The following is a 25,079-nucleotide window of genomic DNA, read 5'->3' on the forward strand; positions in this document are numbered from 1 at the left end:
GCGACACTAGCTCAGTTGGTAGAGCGCAACCTTGCCAAGGTTGAGGTCACGAGTTCGAACCTCGTGTGTCGCTCCAAATTCAAAAGCCCCAGCAGAAATGCTGGGGCTTTTTTGGTTTTTGTCTAGTCCATGGTTTGATTAGTGAAATTAATGCGCAAAAATACATCATTAGGTGTGTGAATCTTCTGATGGATCGCATAAAATTACATCTTTATCAGTATTGAACCTGAACAAGTTCAGCCGATAAGAGTAGCTAACATATCCAACGGACTGGTGATGGAATAGGAAACTTTTCTACACAGTTTAAAGCCATCACTTTTAGGTAGCGTGATCGTGACAAATGCTCCACGAAAGCTTTGCTCTAAGCTTTCTATCAATCAAATGTTGGTGCTTTCGCACGTACTGCTAGTGATGATTCTAATTTCGGGCTTTAGCTACACTCGCTATCACAGTGAGTGGAATCGACACGTAGAGTATTCCGCCTCGCTGGCAAAACTGACACTCGCTCCGCATGTTCCTTATATATCCACGGCTGTGGCGGGGATCAATTATTCTAACCTTCTTTCTCCATCGACTGAAAAACTGCTTTCTTCTATTGATGACCTTGAGTTCCTCGAAGTATCTGGTCAATCTGATTACTCGGCCCAGTCCGTGCATATCCGGTTTTTTAAGCGCTTTGAGTATTTATGGCGTGCGGATGTAGAGCAAGACGATGTGGCTAAGCTTGAGCAAAAGCTCGCGGAGATGGACGATTCGTTGCAAGAAACTGCAGCAGATAACTCATTGCGTCGTAAGAAATTGATGTTTATTCAGGGGCGACTACAGCGCGAATATGATTCGTTGATAAACAGCCTCAGTATAGAGAGTGACCTCTATATGCCATGGAACAAACCTGCGCGCTTAGAGGACGGATATTATCTCGATGAAGAGCTGTGTACGCTCAATGTGGTGGTGCCTCTAAGCAACAGTAATGGAGGCGAAATCTGGGCAGTATTTGATGCCAGTGAGCTAACTAACCTACAACGCTCTTTAGTTGAAGAAATTGTCGCTGAAGCCATTGTTGCGCTTGCGATCTCCTTGGTCCTCATTGGCTGGGTCTCTCACTGGATCGTGTCACCGTTAAAATCTCTCGCCGCCCATATGCGCTCTGACACAACACAGGGCAACATCGCCCATTTCAATGAACTGGAGCGAAGCGATGAAATTGGTCAGCTGGCACGAGCCTATCATAGTCTGTTAATTAAGCTTGATAATCAGCTCAGCATTTTGCGTGCACGGTCAGATACAGATCCTTTAACGGGACTGGGTTCGCGCTATAAATACTCGCGCACGGCTATTCCTTTCATTAAGCGTCAGTTTTCATTGGGGAACCATGTTGCTCTGCTGGTGTGTGATGTCGATAATTTTAAAGCGTTCAACGATATATACGGTCATACTGCTGGTGATAACGCGTTGTCACAAATTGGAGCGTTATTCAACAAACTGGCTCGTGAAGGTGATCTGGTATTCCGCTATGGTGGCGAGGAGATTGTTATTCTGGTCGGGCGCCCTGACAGAGAACAGTTAATCCAGCATGGCGAGCGTTTGATAAAGGCAGTTGAAGCGCTGGATATTACCCATCTGGGCAACCAACCTTACGGAAGAGTGACCGCATCTATCGGCGGAGCTATCGCTAGTGAACAAGAGTTGAAACAGCAGCACGAGTCATATCAGGCGATGCAATCTTCACTGTTTAATCTGGCTGATAAAGCCTTGTATATCAGTAAACAAAAAGGTCGCAACCAAACTACATGGAGTGACAGCTAGCCTTAGTTGGCTAGCAATCGATAAATTTTTCCGCTGTCGGTGCTGAAGAGAATCTCTCCGTTTGGCATCACTTCAATGTCCCTTATTCTTTCTCTTAAATCGGCCAAAATTCTGCTTTCATCAATGGCTTGGTTATTGTCTAGCGTCACTACGTTAATGTGAGTCAGCTTTAATGCTCCTGCTAGCAGTTTACCGGTTAACTTAGGGTAGGTTTTGCCTCTATAGAGTATTAACGAGCCAGGTGCAATTGAGGGGACATACACTTTTGTCGGAGAAACGACTCCCTCTTTTTCGGTTGCTTCTCCAACGGCAATTGGTCCCCAGTACTCTTTTCCGTGAGATGTAACTGGCCAGCCATAATTAGATCCTTTCACAATTCGGTTTATTTCATCTCCACCTCGCGGGCCATGTTCAATCGACCATAAAGTCTGGCTTGTTACGTCGTAATGTAAACCCTGAGGATTACGGTGACCGTAGCTCCATATTTCTTTACGGGCGTTATCTGTGTTAATGAATGGATTGTCCTGAGGAATAGAACCGTCAGGAAGCACTCTTAAGATACTCCCCGCATGAGTCGCCAGATTTTGGCCATTATCACGCTCGCCACGGTCTCCAACCGAAAAGTAGACGTGGTTATTATCAAAGGTGATCCTGCTGCCAAAGTGGCGTCCTGAGTCAGAGCCAGACTTAGTCACGATAAGGTCTTGCCAGTTGACCAGTTTATCGTTGGCTAACTCGGCACGAGCTAAGGTGGTTTCTACGGCTGAGCCAACTTTTTTAGAATAGGTAAAATAGAACTGGTTGGGGTTAAAGGGGGAATGGGCGACGTCGAGTAAACCACCCTGACCAGATGCCACTGCCTGATTAATGTGGCTGATCTTACGATATTGACCTGAGGAGAGCCGAAGAATGCCAATCTCGCCATTACGTTGAGTAATCATTACTCGATCCTGATCAAATGCGCTCATGCCCCAGGGAACATTGAGCCCAGATACCACAACCTCAGCTTGCCACGACCAGACTGGTAGTGAAGCGAATAACGTAGCTAGGGTGAGTATCCCTGATTTTAATCGGTTCATTGTCTCTAATCCCTTTAAAACGATGTTGAAGTTATCTTAGCACTGAGAATCAATTATCACTGACATAAATGTTTCATTTGAAATATCTTGCAATGATCAATAAATGCACTATTATGACGATGTGTCAGAAATGACGATGCGTCATAAAAGTGTTTTATCACGCTATGGATATTCGTGTTACAATTACAAGTGTTAAGGAGTAAATGGATAGATACGGATTGGTAGATCATGTTTGGTTTTGGCTGTAGTAAAAATGATAAAAAAGAAGGCTCTGGCTGCAGTTTTGGACGTTCCAAAAAGCAGCAGGCGATCGCAGATAGAGAAGTTGAGCTAACCCTTCTTGCCAAATCTTTGGTACAGGAACAGGGCTGGAACAACTTAACTATGGATAAGCTGACCGCAGCGAGTGCTTACTCGAAAGGGACTATCTATAACCATTTTTGCAGCAAAGAAGATGTGATTGTTGCCCTGTGTATACACTCGTTGAAGAGCGAAGGTGTACTGTTTGCAAGGGCTGCCGAGTTTGAAGGTAATACTCGTGAAAAAGTGATGGCGTTGCATGTAGGCTATCGTATTTATGCCCGTATGGAGCCGATACTGTCTACCTGCGCGATTATGGCTAAAACCCCATGGGTATTAGAGAAAGCGTCACCTGAGCGAGTCAAAGCATTGAATGAGCTAGAAGAAGAAGTGATTGCAAACGCGGATCGACTAGTGAATTTTGCTGTAGAGCAGGGGGACTTAAAGTTCTCTCCTGGTATTGGTTCAGATGCTATCGTCTTTGCTAACTGGTCGATTGCTTTTGGTTCCAACGCTTTAACGCAAAACGCTTCAAACAGCCACTGTATCAACCGTATTCAGGATCCGTTCTCGGTACTGCATAACGCGAATATGTTGTTGGATGGCCTTAACTGGAAACCACTATCTAGTGAGTGGGATTACAGAAAGTCATGGCAACGGGTCGAGAAAGAGCTATTTGCTCCAGAGATCGAATATCTCGAGTCGGTCGGTAGATAAAGCACACTCGATGAAAAGCCCTGTTGGGCTTTTTAAATCGACGTTGGTGACGAATCGTCAATAAATGACACTTGAACTTAGGTTCGGTGATTCAAGATGAGTTTTATTACTTAAATACCAGCACTTGCTGGTTTTTAAATAATAACTTTTGACGAAACGTCACAAATGGAGAGTGTGATGACAGTACAGCAATCAACCTCAAATCAACCTTCTAAATGGTTGACCCTGCCTACCAGAATGAGCTGGTGGGTATTACTGATGACCACTTTAATGGTCATTGCCGCTACAATTGGTGGGAAAAACCTCTATTTCAGGGGAGACTACAACATCTTTTTCGATGGCCAGAATGCACAACTCAGAGCCTACGATGAGATTCAGACCACCTTCGCAAAATCAGACAACCTTTCAATTGTAATAGCGCCAAAGAGTGGCAATGTCTTTGAGCAACAGACCTTAACTCTAGTCCAGCAACTCACCAAAGATGCGTGGCAGATCCCTTACTCGAGCAGAGTCGATTCATTAGCCAACTATCAGCATACAGAAGCTGAAGAGGACGACCTGATCGTTGAGGACTTACTTCTGGAAGAGTATCCACTGACCGAACAACGCATTGCTAAAATCAAGCAGATTGCGCTATCTGAGCCAGTAGTAAAACATTCGCTTATCTCAGAAAAAGGCGATGTCACTGTGGTTAATGTGACCGTTCAATTGCCTGGCATAGATAAAACCACTGAGGCAATTGAGGTTGTCGAAAGTGCCAATCAGCTAATCGACAAGTACCAGCAGCTTTATCCGACGATGGAATTCCATAAAGCGGGTATTGTCGCCATGAACTATGCCTTTATGAGTGCAGCCCAAGAGGATAGCTCAACACTGGTGCCAACGATGTTACTAGTGATTCTGGTATTTCTTACCTTTATGCTGCGCTCGCCATTAAGTGTCATTGCTACCTTGATTGTTATCATTGGCTCAGTGACCGCTACGATGGGGCTGTCTGGTTGGGCTGGTATGTTCTTAAGTACCGCGACAGTAAATATTCCTACTCTGGTCATGACTCTTGCTGTTGCAGACTGTGTTCATGTTATCGCGACTATGCGTCAGAACCTGAAAAAAGGTCACAGCAAGATCTACGCCATTGATCAGAGTGTCGCTATTAACTTTATGCCTATTCTCATCACCTCAGTGACGACTGCAATTGGCTTCCTAATGATGAATATGTCTGATTCTCCAGTGTTACGTGATTTTGGTAACCTGGCGGCGCTTGGTGTGATGATTGCGTGTTTCTTATCGGTATCATTACTTCCAGCGATGCTCAAGCTACTGCCGCTGCGCGTTAAGGTCGATAGCGAACAACAACCTAAATCGACTGATTTTATGGACAAACTAGGTGACTGGGTGGTTAATAACCGTAAAGCTCTGCTGCCTGTATCTGCACTCGTCATTGCTGTCTCGGCTGCGCTACTGCCGTTGAATAAAGTTAATGATGAGTCAGTGAAATACTTCGATACACGAAGCGAATTCAGACGTGCTGCTGACTTTATGGAGCAGCGTATTAGTGGCATGACCAACATCAGCATCGCGATTAAAACCAATCAATCGCAGGGGATAGCCGATCCGGTGTTCTTGCAGTCGATTGGTGATTTTTCTCGCTGGTTGCGTGACCAGCCTGAGACTGACCACGTCGCCACCTTATCTGACGTTTATAAGCGCTTAAACAAAAACATGCACAGCGATGATGAGCTTTACTACAAGCTACCATTAGATCGTGAGCTGGCTGCACAATATCTATTGCTGTATGAAATGTCATTGCCATACGGGTTAGATCTCAACAACCAAATCAACGTAGATAAGTCGTCGATAAAGATGGTGGTGACGATCGATAACCTGGGCAGTGTTGAATTGGTTGAACTTGAGAATCGAATCTACGACTGGTTCGCGCAGCATGCACCTCAATATCAGGTTGTCGCTTCGAGTCCGTCACTGATGTTCGCTCACATTGGCGAAACTAACATGGCAAGCATGCTATCGACACTACCCATTACTCTAATCCTGATTTCTGCTTTGATGATCTTTGCTCTGCGTTCTGCTCGCTTAGGTTTGATTAGTGTTGTACCTAACATGGCGCCAGCGATTATTGGCTTTGGCTTGTGGGCACTGATCTCCGGGGAGATTAACTTAGGGCTGTCTGTCGTGGTTACTCTCACACTTGGCATTGTCGTGGATGACTCTGTCCACTTCCTCGCTAAATACCAACGTGCCCGACGACAAGGACAGTCAGCAGAAGAGGCGGTTCGTTATGCGTTCCACACTGTAGGGCGTGCATTGTGGATCACCACGGTTGTTCTGGTTGCCGGTTTCTCGGTGCTGGCGATGTCGAGTTTCAGATTGAATGCAGATATGGGGCAACTCAGTGCCATTGTGATCTTTATTGCTTTAGTGGTCGATTTTATCTTCCTGCCAGCACTTTTAATGCGCTTTGACACTGCCAGTTACATTGAGAAAGCGGACTCCGAGCAGACTCAACCAACTTCAACCGTGACACAAACACAATCTTATTAAGGACATGACCATGAAACTAGCATCCAATTCAATCATAAAAACCGTGGCCTTAATGGCTCTACTGACGATCAGTGGACAATCTATCGCAAGCCCTGAGCGTGGTCTGGAAATTGCGACTGAACGGAAAGCCCGCGATGAAGGCTGGCAAGACTCAGTCGCAACAATGGAAATGATACTGAAGAATGCACAGGGTGAGAGCAGTACTCGAGCGATGCGCCTAAAGTCATTTGAAGTGGCTGATGATGGTGATAAAGGTCTGACAATCTTTGATCAACCAAGGGATGTTAAAGGGACTGCGTTTCTCAACCACTCGCACAGTGTTGAAGCTGACGACCAGTGGCTATATTTACCAGCACTTAAGCGAGTAAAACGTATCTCTTCGCGTAATAAATCAGGCCCGTTTATGGGTAGTGAGTTTGCTTACGAGGATTTAAGCTCATTTGAGCTAGAAAAATACAAATTCAACTACTTAGGTGACCAGACGTTTAATGATACTGATGCGTACTTGCTTGAGCAGATCCCGACCGACAAAAACTCAGGGTATACCAAACAGTTAGTCTGGCTTGATAAGCAGCATTATCGTCCATTAAAAATTGAGTTTTACGATCGCAAAGGTTCACTGCTTAAAACGCTGGCGTTTAGTGACTACAAACAGTATCTGAACCAATATTGGCGCGCACACACTATGGCAATGGTAAACCATCAAACAGGTAAGAGCACCACGCTGACCACGAGTGACCTGGCTTTCCAGACCGGACTAAAAGCGAAGGACTTTGAGAAAAATATCCTTAAGCGAGTTAAGTAAGAGGTCACATGAAGCGATTAGTAACCCTAGCTGGCCAGGTTTCGGCCAGCGCATTACTGAGTACTCTTGCGTTACAATGTCACGCGTTTGAGTTGGCAGGGCAAATGAATCTAGAACACCGACAGTACTTTTCTACAGGTGCGCAAGGCCAGAGCCAGCCTCAAAGCTCACTGGTGATTGAGCCGGAGCTTTATTGGCAAGTCAGTGGCAATTCTGATTTTACCCTGGTGCCGTTTTATCGTCTCGATAGTTTAGATAGTGAACGTACTCACGGAGATATCCGCGAAGCGCTGTATCTGACTTATTGGGACGATTACGAGCTACGGGCAGGTATCGGTAAAGTGTTCTGGGGCGTTACGGAGTCTGCGCATCTGGTTGATATCGTCAACCAGACCGATGCGATAGAGTCGGTTGATGGTGAAGATAAACTCGGCCAGCCAATGGTTCACTTCACCTCAATCAAAGACTGGGGAACGGTGGATGCGATGGTCTTACCCTATTTTCGCGAGCGTACCTTTGCTGGAGGGGATGGGCGTTTAAGGCCAACGATTGCTGTTTCTGATTCAGCAATCTATGAGTCGTCGCGAGAAGAGCAGCATATCGATTATGCGCTCAGATACTCACAGATGTATGGGGATTGGGATATTGGCCTGAGTTACTTCCAGGGCACTAACAGAGACCCATACTATCAACTGACAGGCAGTGAACTGAGACCTTACTACGCTCAGGCAAAGCAGGTTGGCATTGATGTTCAGGGCATTGTCGGGGACTGGTTATGGAAGCTCGAAACCATCTACCGTGATAGCTTGGATCATCATACAGGACTGGTTTCTGGCTTTGAGTACACGATTGTTGGCGCATTCGGCACAGTGTGGGATATCGGACTTATCTCAGAGTACCTTTATGACAGTCGCGGAAACAACGCTCAGACAATTGGCCAAAACGATCTATTTGTCGGAACCCGTTTGGCGCTCAATGATGAAGATAGTACAGAAGTACTGGTTGGCATGACGCAGGACTTAGATAACAGTGACGTTTATAACGCTAAGCTTGAAGCATCGAGTCGATTAACTAACCATCTTTCTTGGAGTATCGATGCCTGGCTGTTCGCCAATGAGACGCCTGACGACTTGCTGTACTTTGCCCGCAAGGATGACTTTATAGAATTTTCACTAGAGTATTACTTCTAAAGTCTACCTGCATCACCATTTTTAAGTGTGATATTGATTCCATTTGTATGGGGGACTGATCAAGTTCCCTTTTTTTGATTTCACCCATTAGCATTAGTTGAAAACCATGTATTATTCTGTTTATCAATTAAGGTTATTGTTTGGCTGACCTTATTAATAAAACGAATAAATGGTTGAAAGGCTGGGTTTAATGAAATCATTTGAATGGGATAGCTGTTATGAAACAGGACTAGATGATGTTGATGAGCAACATCAGTATCTTGTTGAAGTCATTAACCGCTATGGGGCTTTGATCGCGCAGAACAATATTTCAATGCAAGATATTCGCTTGGCATTGTTCGAACTGTCGCGCTATGCAGAGTTCCACTTTAAGGAAGAAGAAAACTTAATGCGCACCGTTGGTGTGTATGACAAGCATGTCGAAGAACATATTAAGATTCACCGCGCTTTTATGGCCGATATCCTGAGCATGCAGGCTTTTATTAATGATGGAAATAAGAAGGCTTCAGAGCACCTGCTCAACTTTCTGATTCACTGGCTTGCGTATCATATTCTCGGCATTGATCAGAATATGTCGCGTCAGGTAAAGCAGATAGAGTCGGGGGTTGACCCTAAGCTTGCGTGGGAAAATGAAGAAAAGAAACAGGACGCATCGACGGAGCCGCTGCTTAAAGCACTCAACGGTCTGTTTGACCAGGTATCAGAACGTAACAAAGAGCTACTAGAGTTAAATCAAAGCCTTGAAGACAAGGTATTAGAGCGCACAAAGCAGTTATCAAGGGTAAACAAGCAACTTGAAGAACTCTCACTGACTGATTCTCTAACTAAACTACCTAATCGCCGTTGCGCGATTCGTAAGTTGAAAGCTTATTGGCAGGAATCGACTCACAATCAAGAGCCACTGGTTTGTATTATGATCGACGTTGACTACTTCAAGCAGGTCAATGACACTGCTGGTCACGATGCGGGAGACCGTTTACTGGTCGAACTTTCCCACACTCTGGCTGATTCATTCCGAAGTGATGATCTGGTATGTCGTTTAGGCGGCGATGAGTTTTTTGTTATCTGTCCGAATACCGATCTAGCTGGCGGTATGCACATTGCCGAGCTCACTCGCAATAAGGTTAATCAGATGCTGGTTCCTGTTGGCGAGAGTGTTTGGCGCGGAAGCATTAGTGTTGGTGTTGGGGAACGTACCCCGACAATGAACGACTTCAATGACCTTATCAAAGAAGCCGACAATGCGGTCTATCTATCAAAGTCGGCAGGTCGAAACCGGGTTTCGAGTACGCAGGATACTGCCAGCGAATTAGAGCTGCTTTAACATCCACACGTCGCAAGAACTGTGCTCTGTACCGTCGAGTGGTTGGTCAAGGTGTTGAAAACCGAGCTTTTCATAAAGGTGAATCGCGGATTTCATCGAAGTGAGTGTGTCTAGGTAGCACTCACTGAAACCTTGCTGTACAGCAAAATCCAGACAGAGCTCGCTTAGTTTTTTACCTAGACCTAGTCCACGACTTTCAGGTAGCAAGAATAGCTTTTTTAGCTCGCAGGTTTGCTGCGAGTTATTAAAAGGAGCAACACCGCATCCACCGACAATCTTTCCATCCAGTGTCGCGACCAGGTAGAGACTGCGTTTTTCTAACGTGTAGTACTGGCTCATCGCATCCACTTCAGGATCAGAAGGCCCAAAACCTTCACCAATAGCGCCAAATTCAGCGCCAACCGCTTTAATAATTGTACGAACATCTTCGTCATGTCGTGGTTGGATAAGATCGATTTCTACTGTCATCGTGACTCCTAATTGGACTTCCTATAGCAAATAGGTGGGTGTCAAAAACACTTTTATCAAGCGTTGAGGTGAATTTTTACCCAAAGGCGGTAAATAAGCAGATTTCAGTTTGGATTTGCATCTGTCATTCGTTACTATGTACAGCTATTTATAGACCCAAGATCCCTGTCGGGTACGAGTGAATTGATGCTCTGCCTATAATGGACACTACCACTTATGCCTATGGCTTGCATGTAGGTGTAGGTAGATGAGGAAACGATGCAACATCTAGAAGAGATCATTGCTAACGCGAACGCAGCTATTGAAGCAGCAGATTCGTTAGTCGCACTTGATGAAGTGCGTGTTCAGTATCTAGGTAAAAAAGGTGAGCTAACCGCTCAACTTCAAAGCCTAGGTAAACTACCACCAGAAGAGCGCCGTGAAGCTGGTCAAGAGATCAACAAAGCGAAGGGCGTTGTTCAACAAGCTATTGCTGCTCGCAAAGATGCACTTCAACGTGCTGAACTTGAAGCGAAGCTAGCTGCGGAAACTATCGACGTCACTCTACCAGGCCGTCGTATCGAGAACGGTGGCTTACACCCAGTTACTCGTACCGTTGAGCGTATTGAACAGTTCTTTGGTGAGTTAGGCTTTAACACTGAGTCTGGTCCTGAGATTGAAGATGCATTCCATAACTTTGATGCACTAAATATCGCAGAAGATCACCCAGCTCGTACTGACCATGACACCTTCTTCTTTAATCCAGATCTAATGCTGCGTACGCACACATCTGGTGTTCAGATTCGTACGATGGAAAATGGTAAACCACCATTCCGTTTCATCGCACCAGGTCGTGTTTACCGTAACGACTACGACCAAACGCACACGCCAATGTTCCACCAGGTGGAAGGCATGCTAGTAGACGAGAACGTAAACTTTGCTCAGCTAAAAGGCATCCTACACGACTTCCTATGCAACTTCTTTGAAGAAGAAGTTGAAGTTCGTTTCCGTCCTTCTTACTTCCCATTCACTGAGCCTTCAGCTGAAGTAGATGTAAAAGGTAAAAACGGTAAATGGCTTGAAGTTCTAGGCTGTGGCATGGTTCACCCTAACGTACTTCGCAGCGTTGGCATCGACCCTGAGAAATACTCTGGTTTCGCATTCGGTATGGGTGTTGAGCGTCTGACTATGCTTCGTTACGGCGTAAACGACCTACGTGCGTTCTTCGAGAACGATCTTCGTTTCCTAAAACAGTTCAAGTAATCCAGGGGATACATCACTATGAAATTCAGCGAATCATGGCTTCGTGAGTGGGTAAACCCTGCAGTATCGACTGACGAACTAACGCACCAAATCACTATGGCGGGTCTTGAAGTAGACGACGTACTACCTGTAGCTGGTTCTTTCACTGGCGTAAAAGTAGGTAAAGTGGTTGAGTGTGGCCAACACCCTGACGCAGACAAACTACGTGTAACTAAAGTAGATGTTGGCGCAGAAGAACTTCTAGACATCGTTTGTGGCGCATCTAACTGCCGCCTAGGTATCAAAGTTGCGGTTGCGACTGTTGGTGCTGTGCTACCAGGCGATTTCAAAATCAAAAAAGCAAAACTACGTGGTCAACCATCACACGGCATGCTTTGTTCATTCTCTGAACTAGGTATCGACGTTGAATCTGATGGCATCATGGAGCTGGCAGAAGACGCTGTAATCGGTACTGATTTCCGCGAATTCTTGGGTCTGGACGACGTAACAGTAGACGTTGACCTAACGGCTAACCGTGCTGACTGTTTCAGCATCCGTGGTATGGCTCGTGAAGTGGGCGTACTAAACCGTGCTGACGTGACTGAGCCAGCAGTTAATCCAGTTGCTCCTGCTATCGATGATCAAGTATCAATCGAAGTTAAAGCAACGGCTGCATGTCCACGTTACCTAGGTCGTATCGTTAAGAACGTTAACGTTCAGGCTGAAACTCCACTATGGATGCAAGAAAAACTGCGTCGTTGTGGTATTCGCTCTATCGACCCAGTCGTTGATATCACTAACTTTGTTCTGCTAGAACAGGGTCAGCCTATGCATGCATTCGATCTTGCTAAGATTGAAGGCGGCATCGTAGTACGTATGGCAGAGCAGGGCGAGAAGCTAACTCTTCTTGACGGTAACGAAGCTGAGCTAAACGCAGATACACTAGTTGTTGCGGACCACAACAAAGCCCTTGCTATCGCAGGTATCTTTGGTGGTGAAGAGTCTGGTGTAACAATTGAAACTAAAGACGTTCTACTAGAGTGTGCTTTCTTCGCACCGGATCACATCCGTGGTCGCGCACGTAGCTATGGTCTACACACTGATTCTTCAATGCGCTTTGAGCGTGGTGTGGATTACGCACTGCAAGTGAACGCTATGGAGCGTGCAACAGAGCTTCTTGTTGAAATCTGTGGCGGTGAAGTAGCACCTGTTGTTGCGGTTGAGTCACAAGCGGACCTGCCTAAAGCAAACACAGTAGCTCTACGTCGTACTAAGCTGGATAGCCTGCTAGGTCACCACATTGCAGATAGCGATGTTGTAGAAATCCTAGAGCGTCTTGGTCTGACTGTTGAAACGACAGAGTCTGGCTGGACAGCTACAGCTCCGACATGGCGTTTTGACATTGCTATTGAGCAAGACCTGATTGAAGAAGTTGGTCGTATCTACGGTTACGACAACATCCCTAACCAAAACCCAGCAGCTGCACTTAAGATGCACGACCACGTTGAAGCGAACATTCCGCTTAAACGCGTTCGTAACCTGCTTGTTGACCGTGGTTACCAAGAAGCGATCACTTACAGCTTCGTTGAGCCAGAGCAGCAAAAACTGGTTGTTCCTGGTGTTGAGCCGCTAATCCTGCCATTCCCAATCTCTGCGGATATGTCAGCAATGCGTCTTGGTCTGATCCAAGGTCTGTTAAACACAGTTGTTCACAACCAGAAGCGTCAACAGCCACGTGTTCGTCTATTCGAATACGGTCTGCGTTTCATTCCATGCGAATCTGCTGAAAACGGCATGCGCCAAGAGCCTATGCTTGCTGGTGTTATTGCTGGTACTCGTAGCGAAGAGCACTGGGATATCGAAACCAACACAGTGGATTTCTTTGACCTGAAAGGCGACCTGGAAGCTGTTCTTGAGCTTACAGCAAACGAGCAAGCTTACTCATTCGCAGCACTAACAGCGGAAGAGAAAGCAGCAAACCCTGCACTTCACCCAGGTCAATCTGCAGCTATCATCGTTGATGGCAAGCAAGTTGGTGTGATTGGTACTGTTCACCCAGAGCTAGAGCGTAAGTTTGGTCTGAACGGCCGTACTATCGTGTTCGAAGTTGAATGGTCTGCAATCAACACTAAAGTGATTCCAGAAGCGGTACAGCTTTCTAAGTTCCCATCAAACCGTCGCGACATCGCAGTCGTTGTTGATGAAGCCGTTGCGTCAGGTGACATCGTTGCAGCATGTGTTGAGCAAGGTGGTGAATTCCTGAAAGACGCTCGCCTATTTGACGTTTACGTAGGTAAAGGCGTTGAAGAAGGTAAGAAGAGCCTGGCGATTGCACTGACTCTACAATCAGTAGAGCGTACGCTGGAAGATGCAGATATTGCTGGCGCGGTTGATGCAATCGTTGCTCACGTATCTGACAAGTTTGGCGCGTCTCTTCGCGACTAAGCTTTTCTCGCTGATATAAAAATGCCACTTGTGAAAGCAAGTGGCATTTTTTTTGTGTCGACTAAGTAAGTTGGAAGCAAATAGGGTGAAGAAGATACTAAAATGCCCCACTCGAAAGTGGGGCGGAGCCAAAACAGGTTTTGGCTACAGGGGGACAGAGGAAGAGATTAAGCTGTCGCTGTGTTGGTTGACTTGATGCGTTCACGGGCACCTAGTACCAGCGTCAGAGCGAAAGCAATAGCAAACGAGATTGCCATACCAGCGATGTAGTAACCCAACTTATCAGGCACGATTGAGATAACACCTGGCAGACCTGCAGCGCCTAGCGCCTGAGCTTTGACGTTAAACAGAGTGATAAATGCACTTGCACTTGCTGCACCAACGATAGCGGCAATGAACGGGTAACGCAGTTTAAGGTTGACACCAAACATTGCTGGTTCAGTAATACCTAGTAGTGCAGTGACACCCGATGGCATGGCAATACCTTTCAGCTTAACATCTTTAGTTGTAAAGCCGACTGCCAACGCTGCTGCACCTTGTGCAATGTTCGACATAGCAGCGATAGGGAAGATAAAAGTACCACCTGTAATTGCAATGTCAGCCAGCAACTGGGTTTCGATAGCAATAAAGCTGTGGTGCATACCTGTGATTACAAATGGTGCGTAGATGAAACCAAATAGTGCGCCACCAATAAAACCAGCAGAATCGTAAAGCCAGTTCAGGCCGTCACCAAGTAGGAAGCCGATATCGCGAGTGATAGGGCCGACCAGGGTGAATGTCAGGAAGCCAGTAATAAAGATCGCGAGCATCGGCGTTAACAGGTTATCTAAAACCGATGGGATAACTTTACGCAGGCCATTTTCCACTTTCGCCAGAATGAAAGCAGACACTAGTACGGGTAGGACAGAACCTTGGTAGCCGACTTTCTGAATCTCAAAGCCAAAGATGTCCCAGGTCGGGATAGTGCCAGCAACGCTTGCACCACCGAAGCCCCAGCCGTTAAGCAGGTCTGGGTGAACCATCAGCATACCCAGAGCTGCACCGAGGAATGGGTTACCGCCAAACTTTTTGCTGGCAGAGAAAGCTAACAGAACAGGGAGATAGACAAAAGGTGCGTTAGCAAAGGTGTTAATCATGCTGGCCAGGTCAGCAAGACCAGGGTTAGCGTCAATCAGTGATTGGCCATCAATGAACAGTCCTTTAGCTGTCAGCAGGTTGAAGATACCCATCAGTAGACCGCCGGCCACGATGGCAGGAATGATAGGGACAAAGATATCGGACAGCCCTTTTACTGCACGCTGAACAATATTCTGCTTTTGCGCGCCAGCACTGGCGACGTCGTTAGTCGACATTTCTGACATACCAGTCAGTTTGGCCATTTCAGCATAAACTTGGTTGACGATACCTGAACCAAAAATGATCTGGTATTGACCCGCAACTTTAAACTGACCTTTAACGCCTTCCAAGTTGCTTATCGCGTCTTCATTAATAATAGATTCGTCTTTCAGTGCCAAACGTAGTCGTGTAGCACAGTGGGCGAGCGCTTGCAGGTTGTCTTTACCGCCAAGCAGCTCCAGCAGCTCTTTTGCAATTATTGGATAGTTCATTCCAAACCCCGGATGTTATCTGTTTCTTATGTATGTAATAGCTCAAAAAGGTCTTTGTTACTTTTTGGGAACGTTTGCAAAAGTGATTCTTTTCGATCAATGGTAATCAGTCAAAGTATAGTGTGGCTTTATGTGAACTAGATCTGCTAAATTATTTTGCTAAACCGTTTGGGCAAAGTGGATTTTATGTCAAAATCTGCTAGTTTTTGCAAACAATCCCAATAACTTATAAAGAGTCTCTTCCATGGCAAGCTTACATGACGTCGCAAAACTGGCTGGTGTATCTAAATCTACCGTATCTCGGGTGATTAATAACGAGTACGGGGTGAAACAAGCCACTAAGGTTAAAGTGATGCAAGCGGTTGAAGAGGTGGGTTACGTCGTTAACCAGGTTGCTAAAGATCTCAAATCACAGAAAACAAACCTGGTTGGAGTGATTGTTCCTCGAGTCTCTTCAAACGCGACAGCACAAGGGGTTGATGGCTTAAGTCGGGTGTTTGAACAAGCGGGTAAACAAGTTTTGTTAGCCAGTACTCAACAGTCACAAGATAAAGAAGTCGAATATATTCAACTGTTTAATCAGAAGCGTGTGGAAGGGATTGTTCTCTACGCTACCCATATTGATCAGCAGTTAGTCAAGGCAATTACTCAGTCGAAATCGCCTATAGTATTAGTCGGTCAGGATGGGTCATTGTTTAATATTCCTAGTGTGGTTCACGATGATCTACGAGTCGGTTTTGAGGCCGGGAATCGCTTACTAGCTGCAGGCTGTGAGCACATTGGCTTTATCGGCGTTCCTGATTCAGATCTTGCGGTTGATAAGCTGCGCTCGGACGGCCTTAAGCAAGCTCTTACTATGAGCGGAGCGAGTGATCTGTTATTCCACAGTCATGGCGAGTTCAGCATTGAATCAGGTTACGCCAATATGAAGCAACTGATTAACGAATACCCGAACGTCGACGGCGTCTTTTGTGCCACTGACCGTATCGCCGTTGGGGCGATTAAAGCGCTTCAGGAAGCAGGCATTGAAGTGGGTAAGCAGGTAAAAGTATTGGGTGTTGGTAACGACGAGCTGGGCTATATCAACTCGCCAAGCCTGTCTACTTTCAACTATGCCTTTGATAAGGCCGGAGAAAGTGGCGCAAAGATGCTGCTTGAGTTGATTGACGGTACGCCGCAAATTATGAGTAAAGTGGTACTAACGTTCCAGAATATCAGTCGTGATACCTGCAAGTAATTGAACTGATATTTATACTTACAACCTAGCCAATGCTAGGTTTTTTTGTGCCTGTGATCACAGAGAAGGCGAGTGAATGACCTATTTCGCCTTGTAGTTTCTATGCTGATAATGTAGCTTTGCAAACGTTCCCAATTTTTTAGGTAAGTTTTGATGTCAGTTGAGCATTATCTCTCCATTTGCGGAGGAAAAAGCAACGTAACCCGAATTCTGATTCCAGAAGACAAGCTGATTTTTGCCGTCAAAGACGTCAGTTTAGTCTCTGATGGCGACTATCCTTATGAAGTAATTGAAGTTCTCGGAGAAGAGCAACTGGTGTTTCAAAGGCCAAAATCAATCGGTCATGAAGAGTTGCTCGAGATAGGTAGGGTTATCGCGGATAATCAGCAGACTCAGTTTGCGTCTAGCACAACTCCCGTAGACTGCTGTCATCGCCCTCAATGGCATATCTCACCGCCGCAAGGTCTACTCAACGACCCAAATGGCTTTATTTATCACAATGGTGAGTATCATCTTTTCTATCAGTGGTACCCATACGCCTGTCAGCACAAAGATAAACACTGGGTGCATTTAACCAGTCAGGACCTGATCAACTGGAGCTGGCAATCTGTACCGCTTACGCCATCAGATTGGTTCGATTCTCATGGTGTGTTCTCGGGACATGCTCTTAGCCACAATGAGCAATTGATGCTGTTTTACACTGGCAATACGCGTATCGGCTCACAACGCGACAGACATACCACTCAATGTGTCGCCGTGTCTGAAGATGGACGTAACTTCACTAAACTTGGTCCGGTTATCGATTCTTTACCGCCTGGTGTGACTGAGCATATTCGTGATCCTAAAATCATTCGTCACAACGAACAGTGGCTGATGTTGCTCGGTGCTCAAACAACTGACCTTAAAGGCAGACTTGCAGTTTATCGTTCGGATGACCTTAAAAAGTGGCAGTTTGACGGCCTGTATGGTGACGAGTTTGGAGATTTTGGCTATATGTGGGAGTGTCCGGATATGTTCACTCTGGCTGACCAAACGTATGCTGTGCTTGGTCCGCAAGGCTTAGAATCATTCTCGTCGTACAATACGATTCCTCACCATAATGGCATTGCGAAAGCCAGTTGGAACAGTGAGCAAGGGTTAGAGCTAAGTGAGTTTTGCCATCTGGATTACGGCTTTGACTTCTATGCGCCTCAGACAATGTTAACCCCTGATGGTCGACGTGTGTTATGCGGCTGGATGGGGCTACCCGATGAAGTGGATCAGCCAACCGCTGAGAGTGGTTGGTTACATCAACTCACCGCGATGCGTGAACTGAGAGTGCAAGACGGCAAACTGATTCAGTGGCCTGTTGCTGAACTTTATCATTTGGCTCAAACTCAGATTTCACTGCAACTGAGCAACGACAGATACGATCTAGAAACTAAATCTTATGATCTCAGTATCGAATTAGAGTGGGGAAGTACACTTAACTTGTTTGAAGGTAGTGAACAGAAACTGATTCTGTCAGCGGATACGCAATCTCAATCCCTGATTATGGATCGCTCAAACACGTTAAACCGGGCACAAGACACGATTCGTCAGTTGCCTTTGGATTCAGAGACTATCAAACTTCGTATTCTGGCTGATACCTCATCGGTGGAAGTATTTGTTAATCATGGCGAAGCGGTCATGACCTCTCGAGTGTTTACTGCATCAGACGCAACAGGGATCTCACTCCTTGGTGCAACGGCTGAGGCAACCATCAGACGACTTAAGCCAAGCTCAGCGCCGTTTAATCCACAGCGGTAAGGAATAGGAACGAAAAGCCCCAACTACATTGGTTGGGGCTTTTTGCTATGCGATTAAATATATTCGATTAATGCTTGCTGCGTTGGCAGGGCGGTCATTGCGCCTTTTTGTGTTGTCGCAAGTGCACCGCATCCATTGGCCCATTTAACCGCAGACTCAATGGTTTGTTGATTAACCCAGTCAGTGGTTTGTGACAGTTTCGCTAGCAGTCCGCCAACAAAAGCGTCGCCAGCACCTGTTGTGTCAACCGGTTTTACGGCCTGACCTGCGAGCAGACGTTGCTGGTTTTCAAATACGACTAAAGCGCCTTTCGCACCTTGTGTAACCAAGACCAGGGTATTGTTGTAGCCTTCAATTGCCTTAAGCCCAGCTTGTAGTGAATCTGTATCGGTAAGGTACATTAATTCATCGTCAGAGAACTTAACCACATCTGCCAGCTCAATCGCCTGACTGACGACGGGCTTAATCTCATCGGGATTAGCCCAAACTTCCTCGCGTAAGTTGGGATCAAAACTGACAAATCCCCCGGCAGATTTTATCTGGCGCATCGCCTCTAAGGTAGTGCTTCGGCTAGGCTCATTTGCTAACGCGATAGAACAGATGTGAAGCCATTCCCCTGCGCTGAATTGTGGCACATCGCTTGGCTGTAAAAACTGATCAGCACTTGGTTTTACCATAAAAGTGAAGCTACGCTCACCACTGTCATCAAGGTCAACAATCACTGTAGAGGTGCGCTGCTGTTCATCAAGTAACAGGAACTCGGTATCTACTTTTTCTCCTGCTAGGGTTTGCTGCATAAACCGGCCAAGTGGGTCCTGACCAACACGACCAAAAAACGCGGCACGACCTTCAAGTCGGGCGATCGCGACGGCAACGTTGGCAGGTGCGCCTCCCGGGCATTTTAGATAGGTCGATTCTGTATCTGGGATCAGGTCTACAACCGCATCACCAGTTAGCCAAACTCTGTTCATTATCCTTACCTCAAATTTGTTCAGTGATATTGCGCTAATTATAAAGCTAAAACGATTTAGCTAACTAGGTAAAATGGCTATACTGATCAGATTGAAATCGAATTTGTGATCTTTAACGATCTTTTCCTGTGCTGCTAGCTACGACGATAGGGCAAGGTGGGAATTGGTAGTATGCTTAGTGCCCTTAATCACGGCGTAAGCAAGATTGCATTCTCTGAAAGGGTGGCAGAATAACGATGACCAACAAGAAGCTAAAACTAGCCGATATCGCTGAGCTGGCAGGAGTGTCGAAATCGACAGTCAGCTTTGTTCTCAATGGCCATGCGAAAAAACACCGTATTAATCAAACCACGGTAGAAAAGGTTGAGCAGATCGCCCGAGACAATAATTATTCACCAAGTATTTACGCCAGAGCACTTAAATCACAAAAGACCTACACGGCAGGTCTGGTGATACCTGACTTAGCCAATATGGGTTTTGCCCGCATTGCTAAAAAACTTGAACAGCTTTGTCGTAGCAATGGCTATCAGCTATTGATTGCTTCTTCAGAAGATGATCCTCAACTCGAAAAACAAGCGATTGAAAGCCTGGTAGACAGGCAGGTCGATGTATTGTTGATTGCGACATCAATGACAGATGACAGCTTCTTTGCACAAATCCGCTCATCGGCACCGATAATCTTGTTTGACCGGGTGGTGGAGAACGGCACCTTTACCAGTATTAAAACCGATGCCAAAGGCGCAACGGAACAGGTGGTTACACAATTGGTAGAGGGGTTGGACGAGTGCATCTATATTGGTGGCCAGCTAGAACTATCACCAAGTAAGGATCGCTTTGCTGGTTTTAAATCGGGACTGGAAAAAGCAGGCGTGCCGTTTAGTGCCGCTAAAGTGTTCAGCAAAGACTATCAGCCACAGTCTGGTTACCAAATGTTGGAGCAGGCGGTCACAGAGTTGGGCCGGCCACCCAAAGCTATTTTTACCGCGTCATACTCTCTGCTAGAGGGGGTCTTGCGCTATCTGACTCGGCATCAGCTACTCAACAGCGGTATCCGTATCGCAACCTTTGATAATGACGATATTCTCGATTGTTTACCGATCGAAATTGATTCGGTTGAACAAGACTGTAGTGCGATAGCGCAGTCACTGTTTGAAGCCGGTAAATCCTTGCTTAATGACCCGATGCATGCGACTGAAAACATTGTTCTACCCGCTAAGATTCACTATCGGAGATCAAGTTCTTGAGCAGTTAACCGGCGAGACAGATATCGACCGAGTTAAAACGATCTTGCCACAAGCGTTGTTCACTCTGATACCAGCTGGCTGGCATTGCATTTTGCAGGCCAGCCGTTTTGAGTTTTTGTTGTTCCGCTTTGGTTATCACCACATAGTGGAGCAGGTTATCAAGCAGTCGCTTTAAGGTGTTTGGAGTAAGCTGACCATCACGCCAGTAGCGCTTAATTTCACCAACAACCACCGCAAGTGGAACCACTGGCTCAAGAGCCGAATCGTTAAGTGAGACTAAGGCGGTTGAACGCGGAGAGTGCTCACGGGCTATCTGCCAGTCTGGCTTGCCTTGCTTGTTGGTATAATCGTGTTTGAAGCAGTAGTAGCTCAGCAGAAAACGCTCAATCTGCTGCCAGCGCTGGGCGCGAACTTCCAGATAGATGTGTTCAAACTCTAACTCTAGATCGGTCATGGAATTGCTCTTATGGATGAGCTAAGAGTGTATCGTTTAGCTCATCACTATCGCAAGAGAATCGGTGTTTCTCTGCTTTTTAATCGCCATCAGCAGCTGCGCCAATAGCAGCACGCCGGTAACACCAAGGCCGATACCAATGCCGCCCCAGATGCCCGCTAGTTGATGTTCAGGCATTAATAACCAGGCTGCCGGAAGACCAAATAGCCAGTAACCGATCGCTGTCATGATTGTCGGGCCGACAACAATCTTCATACCGCGCAGCAGGTTAATGGCTAACAACTGCCATGCATCAACAATAAACGACAGTGCCACTACCCAGAGAACCATAGTCAGTAGTTGAGTCAGTTCGCCGTCGAGGTTAAACATAGCGGCAATCGCTTCAGGCCAAAGCATAAAGGCACCCGCTAGGACGACGCTTAATACACTCGTCAGGGCAAAGCTACGTAGTGCGGTACGTTTAATACCGTCATAGTTCTCTGCACCGAAATCCTGACCAACCAGAATTGCCGCCGCCTGAGAAAAGCCGAAGTTAATGTTCCAGGTAAAGCTCAGACACTGCAACAGGATCTGGTGTAGAGCCAGTGCCGCAATACTGATGGTACCTGCCATAAGCGTTCCACCATAAATCAGCCCGTGCTCCAGAAGAGCTGCAAGGGCAATAGGCAGACCCATTGCCAGTAGGGGAGTTAACAACGAAAGTGAATACTCTTCGCGGTTTAACCAAGGGGCAAACGACATGTACTCAGGGCGTTTGAATACCCATATACCGTAACCAAGCATAACGATAAGCGCTGCCAGAGCAGTACCCGCACCAAGGCCAGCAAGGCCGAAGTCAAAGCTGAACGCAAGCACGTAGCTAATTGGCACATTTAAAGTCACCGTTAACAGCGACATGACCATAATTGAGCGTACATTACCAAATGCGCTGGTTAGTCCACGTAAAACCAGTAACAACAAGGAAGGGAGCATCGCCCATTTTAGCGTGTCAACATAGTGCATCGCCTGTTCTGCGAGCTCAGGTGGCTGATGAGCAAGTGCTAGTAACTGAGGAACAAAAGCGAAGCTAATGGTTAGCACCACACTCAGTACTATCGAAAGCAGCACTGCGCCTTTCACCGCAAGGCGGATTTGCTGATTACCAAACTCTGGTCTGGCGACGCGCTGACCGTAGGCGATTGCGATCAGGTTAGCGACACAGCCAACTGTGCTGCCAGCAACAATGAAGACAAATGAATAGATCGAAGCACCTAATCCTCCGGCAGCAATTGCAGATACACTTAGTCGCGACATCATCCACACATCGGTTAGCACTAATGCCATTGATATCATTTGCGAGATAATAAGTGGTATCGCCAGAGAGAGAATTTTTTTCATCGGGTGCCTCGTGATCATTATCACATAAAGGTAATGATTATCGTGCTGGCATTCAAATGACATTTATGTCACTCTCGCATGAGTTCAAATCATGGGAAAGAGCGATGAGCGCATATTCAAATCTTCCTTACTCACACAATGCACTAAAGGTGTTCGAAGCGGTGGCTCGTTGGATGAGTTTTACCAGGGCGGCCGATGAGCTTAATGTGACGCAAAGTGCTGTCAGCCGACAGATAAAACAGTTGGAACAGGAGTTGAGTGTCTCGCTGCTGATTCGCAAGCATCGCTCGATTGAACTGACCGAACAGGGCCGGGATCTTTATCAGGTTCTGAGTAATAACTTTCATCAGTTAGACTCATTGATTGCTCAATGGAAAGCGCCAGCGAAAAAACGCATTGTGATAAAGAGTGCGCTTAGTTATGCCACGCGTGTGTTGATGCCAAATGTGGCTATGCTCAATGAAAAATACCCCGAGCATGAGATAGTTATTATCCCGTCTATTGAAGAAGATCCTCAGCTGGAAGCTGAAGATTGCGATTTGCTGATCATTAATACCCGACAAAAGGATAGGTATTTGGGTAAGCCGGGCGTGACCTTTTTACGCGCCGAGTATATGGCACCGGTTTACGCCGAGTTGTTATCTGATAAGAGTATTCAGATTGAAGATGTGCTGAGGCTTCCTCATCTACATGCGACGCTCGACCATCAGGATTGGAAGTTATGGATTGCCAATGCTGACCTGCAAGGTAAAAAGCTGGGTCGTGATACGGTTTTTTACAGCTTAGATCTGGCACTGAGTGCGTGCCTGTCAGGGCAGGGGGTTACAGTAACAGATTTACTGTTGGTATTACCTGAACTCAAACGAAAGTTCCTCAAATGCCCGGAAGCAATAGCGTTACAGCATAGTGACTGGCACTACTATTGTTATCAGAAAAATTACACCCCGATTGCCAATGAAATTTTGCAATGGCTGGTGTCACAAACAGAGTCTGAAGTGGCGCAACTCAAACAACTATGCAGTAAGTTTAGTTGGAGTACTGACAAGGTCGACCTTTAGATTGAATTATGCAAAAACTGCATAATTTTCAGATAATTATTCTCATTTTAATTTGTCATTAATGTGACGGGAAGAAGAAAATTCTCACTCAATGGTAAGTACACTCAGTCCCTGAAATCATAATAAAAACCCTGCAAATACAACTGACGTGAACTTAGGTTCTATCTCGTTTCATATGCGGAGAATTAAGATGAAAACATGGTCTGTATCCTTTCTGGCAACGGCGGTAGCCGTCGCATTAAGTGGTAATGCAATCGCCTGTACTGGCCTTATCGTTGGCAAAGGGGCTTCTAGCGATGGCAGTATAATGATCGCGCGTAACGAAGATTTCGGTATCAACAACTGGAACAAATATCTGGAATATCGACCTGCGCAAGATAACCAATCAGGCGATTGGAAACTCGGTAATGGTCTGGTCGTGCCGATGCCGAAGCACTTCTATGCCTACTCTGCGATTCCAGACTGGGATGCGAAAACAGTCGACAGTGATGGTAAGTTCTATGAAGAGCGCGGTATCAATGAGCACAACGTTGCTATCTCCGCAACGACCAGCGCCGAGGTAAACGACAAAGTATCTAAAGTGGATCCTCTGGTAGACAATGGGGTCATTGAAGCGATCATTCCTAGTTTGATTCTTCCTCAGGCTGAGAACGCCAAGCAAGCGGTAGAGTTACTGGGTCATTACATCGAAACCTATGGCGCAGGGGAAGGCAACAGCCTCTACATTGCTGATATCAATGAGGCTTGGTTGTTTGAAATCGGCTCCGGCCATCATTGGATAGCGGTAAAAGTACCGGATGATAGTTATGCGATGATCGCTAATGGCTTACGCGTCCACGGCGTGAATTTGACTGATAAAGATGTTCTGCATTCACAAGGAATATTTGAGTTTGTAGAGCACCATAAGCTTCTCGATAAAGCAGATAAAAAATCGTTCAATTTCGCCAAAGCTTTTGGCGTGATCGGTGATGAGTATAATGTTGACCGCGAATGGTTAGGTCAGAAGATGCTTACACCGTCTAAGTATCAACAAAGTCGACTGGCCCAGTATCCGCTGTTTATGAAGCCTGATGAGAAAATATCGGTGCAGGATGTCGCGGAAGTCTTAAGTGCCACTTACGACGGAACGGCGTTAGAAGGTAAAGCTAAACGACCAATTCGGGTAGAGCGTCAGCTGGAGTCACACATTATTCAGCTACGCCCACAAATGCCGGATGAGCTGCAAGGTGTGATTTGGCAGAGCTTTGGCGTGTTACCTGAATCGGTTTTAGTGCCTCTTTACTCAACATTGCACCAATATCCTAAAGCGTTCCGGATTGGTGACGACACTTATAGCGATGATTCTGCTTACTGGCAGTTCCGTAGCTTAACGGCATTGGCGTCAGCTAACCCGGATAAATATTTACCGATCTTAAAAGCAACATGGGAC

General features: G+C 46.2%; 19 protein-coding genes and 1 tRNA gene. 14 read left to right on the top strand and 6 right to left on the bottom strand.

Annotated elements, in window-relative coordinates; genetic code table 11:
* Nucleotides 1-76: transfer RNA gene (locus RH46_RS13320), tRNA-Gly, on the top strand.
* 257 nt (nucleotides 77-333) lie between these two features.
* Nucleotides 334-1,806, top strand: coding sequence for a sensor domain-containing diguanylate cyclase (locus RH46_RS13325; protein WP_006880002.1), 1,473 nt, complete (start codon nucleotides 334-336; stop codon nucleotides 1,804-1,806).
* Nucleotides 1,807-1,808: 2 nt separating this feature from the next.
* On the opposite strand, the gene RH46_RS13330 is transcribed toward RH46_RS13325, so the two are convergent.
* A complete protein-coding gene (locus tag RH46_RS13330) occupies nucleotides 1,809-2,885 on the bottom strand; it encodes a PQQ-dependent sugar dehydrogenase (protein ID WP_040895869.1) in 1,077 nt (358 codons plus the stop codon).
* 228 nt (nucleotides 2,886-3,113) lie between these two features.
* Here RH46_RS13330 and RH46_RS13335 point away from each other — a divergent pair, with 228 nt between their 5' ends.
* From RH46_RS13335 to RH46_RS13355, 5 genes are all read left to right on the top strand, one after another.
* Nucleotides 3,114-3,902: a TetR/AcrR family transcriptional regulator gene (locus tag RH46_RS13335; protein ID WP_006880004.1), complete on the top strand. Its 789-nt coding sequence runs from the start codon at nucleotides 3,114-3,116 to the stop codon at nucleotides 3,900-3,902.
* Nucleotides 3,903-4,079: 177 nt separating this feature from the next.
* Nucleotides 4,080-6,461 carry an efflux RND transporter permease subunit gene (locus RH46_RS13340; protein ID WP_006880005.1) on the top strand — a complete coding sequence of 794 codons (2,382 nt, stop codon included), beginning with the start codon at nucleotides 4,080-4,082 and terminating at the stop codon, nucleotides 6,459-6,461.
* 10 nt (nucleotides 6,462-6,471) lie between these two features.
* A complete protein-coding gene (locus RH46_RS13345; RefSeq protein ID WP_006880006.1) occupies nucleotides 6,472-7,266 on the top strand; it encodes an outer membrane lipoprotein-sorting protein in 795 nt (264 codons plus the stop codon).
* 8 nt (nucleotides 7,267-7,274) lie between these two features.
* Nucleotides 7,275-8,456 carry a hypothetical protein gene (locus RH46_RS13350; protein WP_006880007.1) on the top strand — a complete coding sequence of 394 codons (1,182 nt, stop codon included), beginning with the start codon at nucleotides 7,275-7,277 and terminating at the stop codon, nucleotides 8,454-8,456.
* A 190-nt stretch (nucleotides 8,457-8,646) separates the two neighbouring features.
* A complete protein-coding gene (locus RH46_RS13355; RefSeq protein WP_006880008.1) occupies nucleotides 8,647-9,780 on the top strand; it encodes a GGDEF domain-containing protein in 1,134 nt (377 codons plus the stop codon).
* On the opposite strand, the gene RH46_RS13360 is transcribed toward RH46_RS13355, so the two are convergent.
* Complete coding sequence (locus RH46_RS13360; RefSeq protein ID WP_006880009.1) at nucleotides 9,766-10,248, bottom strand: GNAT family N-acetyltransferase; 483 nt, start codon at nucleotides 10,246-10,248, stop codon at nucleotides 9,766-9,768. The two genes, RH46_RS13355 and RH46_RS13360, sit on opposite strands and share 15 nt — an antisense overlap.
* Before the next feature lie 258 nt (nucleotides 10,249-10,506).
* Here RH46_RS13360 and pheS point away from each other — a divergent pair, with 258 nt between their 5' ends.
* Together pheS and pheT are read left to right on the top strand one after the other, a co-directional pair.
* Nucleotides 10,507-11,490, top strand: a complete 984-nt coding sequence (pheS, locus tag RH46_RS13365) for a phenylalanine--tRNA ligase subunit alpha (protein ID WP_004413586.1) — start codon at nucleotides 10,507-10,509, stop codon at nucleotides 11,488-11,490.
* Between the two features lie 18 nt (nucleotides 11,491-11,508).
* Nucleotides 11,509-13,914: a phenylalanine--tRNA ligase subunit beta gene (pheT, locus tag RH46_RS13370; protein ID WP_006880010.1), complete on the top strand. Its 2,406-nt coding sequence runs from the start codon at nucleotides 11,509-11,511 to the stop codon at nucleotides 13,912-13,914.
* A gap of 167 nt (nucleotides 13,915-14,081) precedes the next feature.
* On the opposite strand, the gene RH46_RS13375 is transcribed toward pheT, so the two are convergent.
* A complete protein-coding gene (locus RH46_RS13375) occupies nucleotides 14,082-15,521 on the bottom strand; it encodes a sucrose-specific PTS transporter subunit IIBC (RefSeq protein ID WP_006880011.1) in 1,440 nt (479 codons plus the stop codon).
* A 244-nt stretch (nucleotides 15,522-15,765) separates the two neighbouring features.
* On the opposite strand from RH46_RS13375, the gene RH46_RS13380 reads away from it, so the two are divergent.
* Nucleotides 15,766-16,758: a LacI family DNA-binding transcriptional regulator gene (locus RH46_RS13380; protein ID WP_006880012.1), complete on the top strand. Its 993-nt coding sequence runs from the start codon at nucleotides 15,766-15,768 to the stop codon at nucleotides 16,756-16,758.
* Nucleotides 16,759-16,911: 153 nt separating this feature from the next.
* Complete coding sequence (locus RH46_RS13385) at nucleotides 16,912-18,546, top strand: glycoside hydrolase family 32 protein (protein WP_006880013.1); 1,635 nt, start codon at nucleotides 16,912-16,914, stop codon at nucleotides 18,544-18,546.
* A 53-nt stretch (nucleotides 18,547-18,599) separates the two neighbouring features.
* On the opposite strand, the gene RH46_RS13390 is transcribed toward RH46_RS13385, so the two are convergent.
* Nucleotides 18,600-19,517 carry a fructokinase gene (locus RH46_RS13390; RefSeq protein ID WP_006880014.1) on the bottom strand — a complete coding sequence of 306 codons (918 nt, stop codon included), beginning with the start codon at nucleotides 19,515-19,517 and terminating at the stop codon, nucleotides 18,600-18,602.
* Nucleotides 19,518-19,753: 236 nt separating this feature from the next.
* Between RH46_RS13390 and RH46_RS13395 the strand changes: the two genes are divergently transcribed.
* The gene (locus RH46_RS13395) at nucleotides 19,754-20,761 is read left to right on the top strand and encodes a substrate-binding domain-containing protein (RefSeq protein ID WP_006880015.1); all 1,008 of its coding nucleotides are present in this window, start codon (nucleotides 19,754-19,756) and stop codon (nucleotides 20,759-20,761) included.
* Between the two features lie 4 nt (nucleotides 20,762-20,765).
* Here the strand turns inward: RH46_RS13395 and RH46_RS13400 are convergent, their stop codons facing one another.
* On the bottom strand, nucleotides 20,766-21,215 hold the full coding sequence (locus RH46_RS13400) for a hypothetical protein (RefSeq protein WP_006880016.1): 450 nt from the start codon (nucleotides 21,213-21,215) through the stop codon (nucleotides 20,766-20,768).
* Nucleotides 21,216-21,251: 36 nt separating this feature from the next.
* Nucleotides 21,252-22,592 carry an MATE family efflux transporter gene (locus tag RH46_RS13405; protein WP_006880017.1) on the bottom strand — a complete coding sequence of 447 codons (1,341 nt, stop codon included), beginning with the start codon at nucleotides 22,590-22,592 and terminating at the stop codon, nucleotides 21,252-21,254.
* A 104-nt stretch (nucleotides 22,593-22,696) separates the two neighbouring features.
* On the opposite strand from RH46_RS13405, the gene RH46_RS13410 reads away from it, so the two are divergent.
* On the top strand, nucleotides 22,697-23,650 hold the full coding sequence (locus tag RH46_RS13410) for a LysR family transcriptional regulator (protein ID WP_006880018.1): 954 nt from the start codon (nucleotides 22,697-22,699) through the stop codon (nucleotides 23,648-23,650).
* A gap of 190 nt (nucleotides 23,651-23,840) precedes the next feature.
* A partial coding sequence (locus RH46_RS13415) for a C69 family dipeptidase (RefSeq protein WP_006880019.1) occupies nucleotides 23,841-25,079 on the top strand: 1,239 nt, incomplete at its 3' end.

The organism is Vibrio brasiliensis LMG 20546 (assembly GCF_000189255.1).
Taxonomy (GTDB): domain Bacteria; phylum Pseudomonadota; class Gammaproteobacteria; order Enterobacterales; family Vibrionaceae; genus Vibrio; species Vibrio brasiliensis.

Bases quoted from the DNA above. Each gene is read 5' to 3' on its own strand.
- RH46_RS13395 (WP_006880015.1), top strand. From the start codon at position 19,754: ATGACCAACAAGAAGCTAAAACTAGCCGATATCGCTGAGCTGGCAGGA.
- RH46_RS13405 (WP_006880017.1), bottom strand. From the start codon at position 22,592: ATGAAAAAAATTCTCTCTCTGGCGATACCACTTATTATCTCGCAAATG.
- RH46_RS13360 (WP_006880009.1), bottom strand. From the start codon at position 10,248: ATGACAGTAGAAATCGATCTTATCCAACCACGACATGACGAAGATGTT.
- RH46_RS13375 (WP_006880011.1), bottom strand. From the start codon at position 15,521: ATGAACTATCCAATAATTGCAAAAGAGCTGCTGGAGCTGCTTGGCGGT.
- RH46_RS13335 (WP_006880004.1), top strand. From the start codon at position 3,114: ATGTTTGGTTTTGGCTGTAGTAAAAATGATAAAAAAGAAGGCTCTGGC.
- RH46_RS13400 (WP_006880016.1), bottom strand. From the start codon at position 21,215: ATGACCGATCTAGAGTTAGAGTTTGAACACATCTATCTGGAAGTTCGC.
- RH46_RS13350 (WP_006880007.1), top strand. From the start codon at position 7,275: ATGAAGCGATTAGTAACCCTAGCTGGCCAGGTTTCGGCCAGCGCATTA.
- RH46_RS13385 (WP_006880013.1), top strand. From the start codon at position 16,912: ATGTCAGTTGAGCATTATCTCTCCATTTGCGGAGGAAAAAGCAACGTA.
- RH46_RS13390 (WP_006880014.1), bottom strand. From the start codon at position 19,517: ATGAACAGAGTTTGGCTAACTGGTGATGCGGTTGTAGACCTGATCCCA.
- RH46_RS13345 (WP_006880006.1), top strand. From the start codon at position 6,472: ATGAAACTAGCATCCAATTCAATCATAAAAACCGTGGCCTTAATGGCT.
- RH46_RS13330 (WP_040895869.1), bottom strand. From the start codon at position 2,885: ATGAACCGATTAAAATCAGGGATACTCACCCTAGCTACGTTATTCGCT.
- RH46_RS13340 (WP_006880005.1), top strand. From the start codon at position 4,080: ATGACAGTACAGCAATCAACCTCAAATCAACCTTCTAAATGGTTGACC.
- pheT (WP_006880010.1), top strand. From the start codon at position 11,509: ATGAAATTCAGCGAATCATGGCTTCGTGAGTGGGTAAACCCTGCAGTA.
- RH46_RS13410 (WP_006880018.1), top strand. From the start codon at position 22,697: ATGAGCGCATATTCAAATCTTCCTTACTCACACAATGCACTAAAGGTG.
- RH46_RS13380 (WP_006880012.1), top strand. From the start codon at position 15,766: ATGGCAAGCTTACATGACGTCGCAAAACTGGCTGGTGTATCTAAATCT.
- RH46_RS13355 (WP_006880008.1), top strand. From the start codon at position 8,647: ATGAAATCATTTGAATGGGATAGCTGTTATGAAACAGGACTAGATGAT.
- pheS (WP_004413586.1), top strand. From the start codon at position 10,507: ATGCAACATCTAGAAGAGATCATTGCTAACGCGAACGCAGCTATTGAA.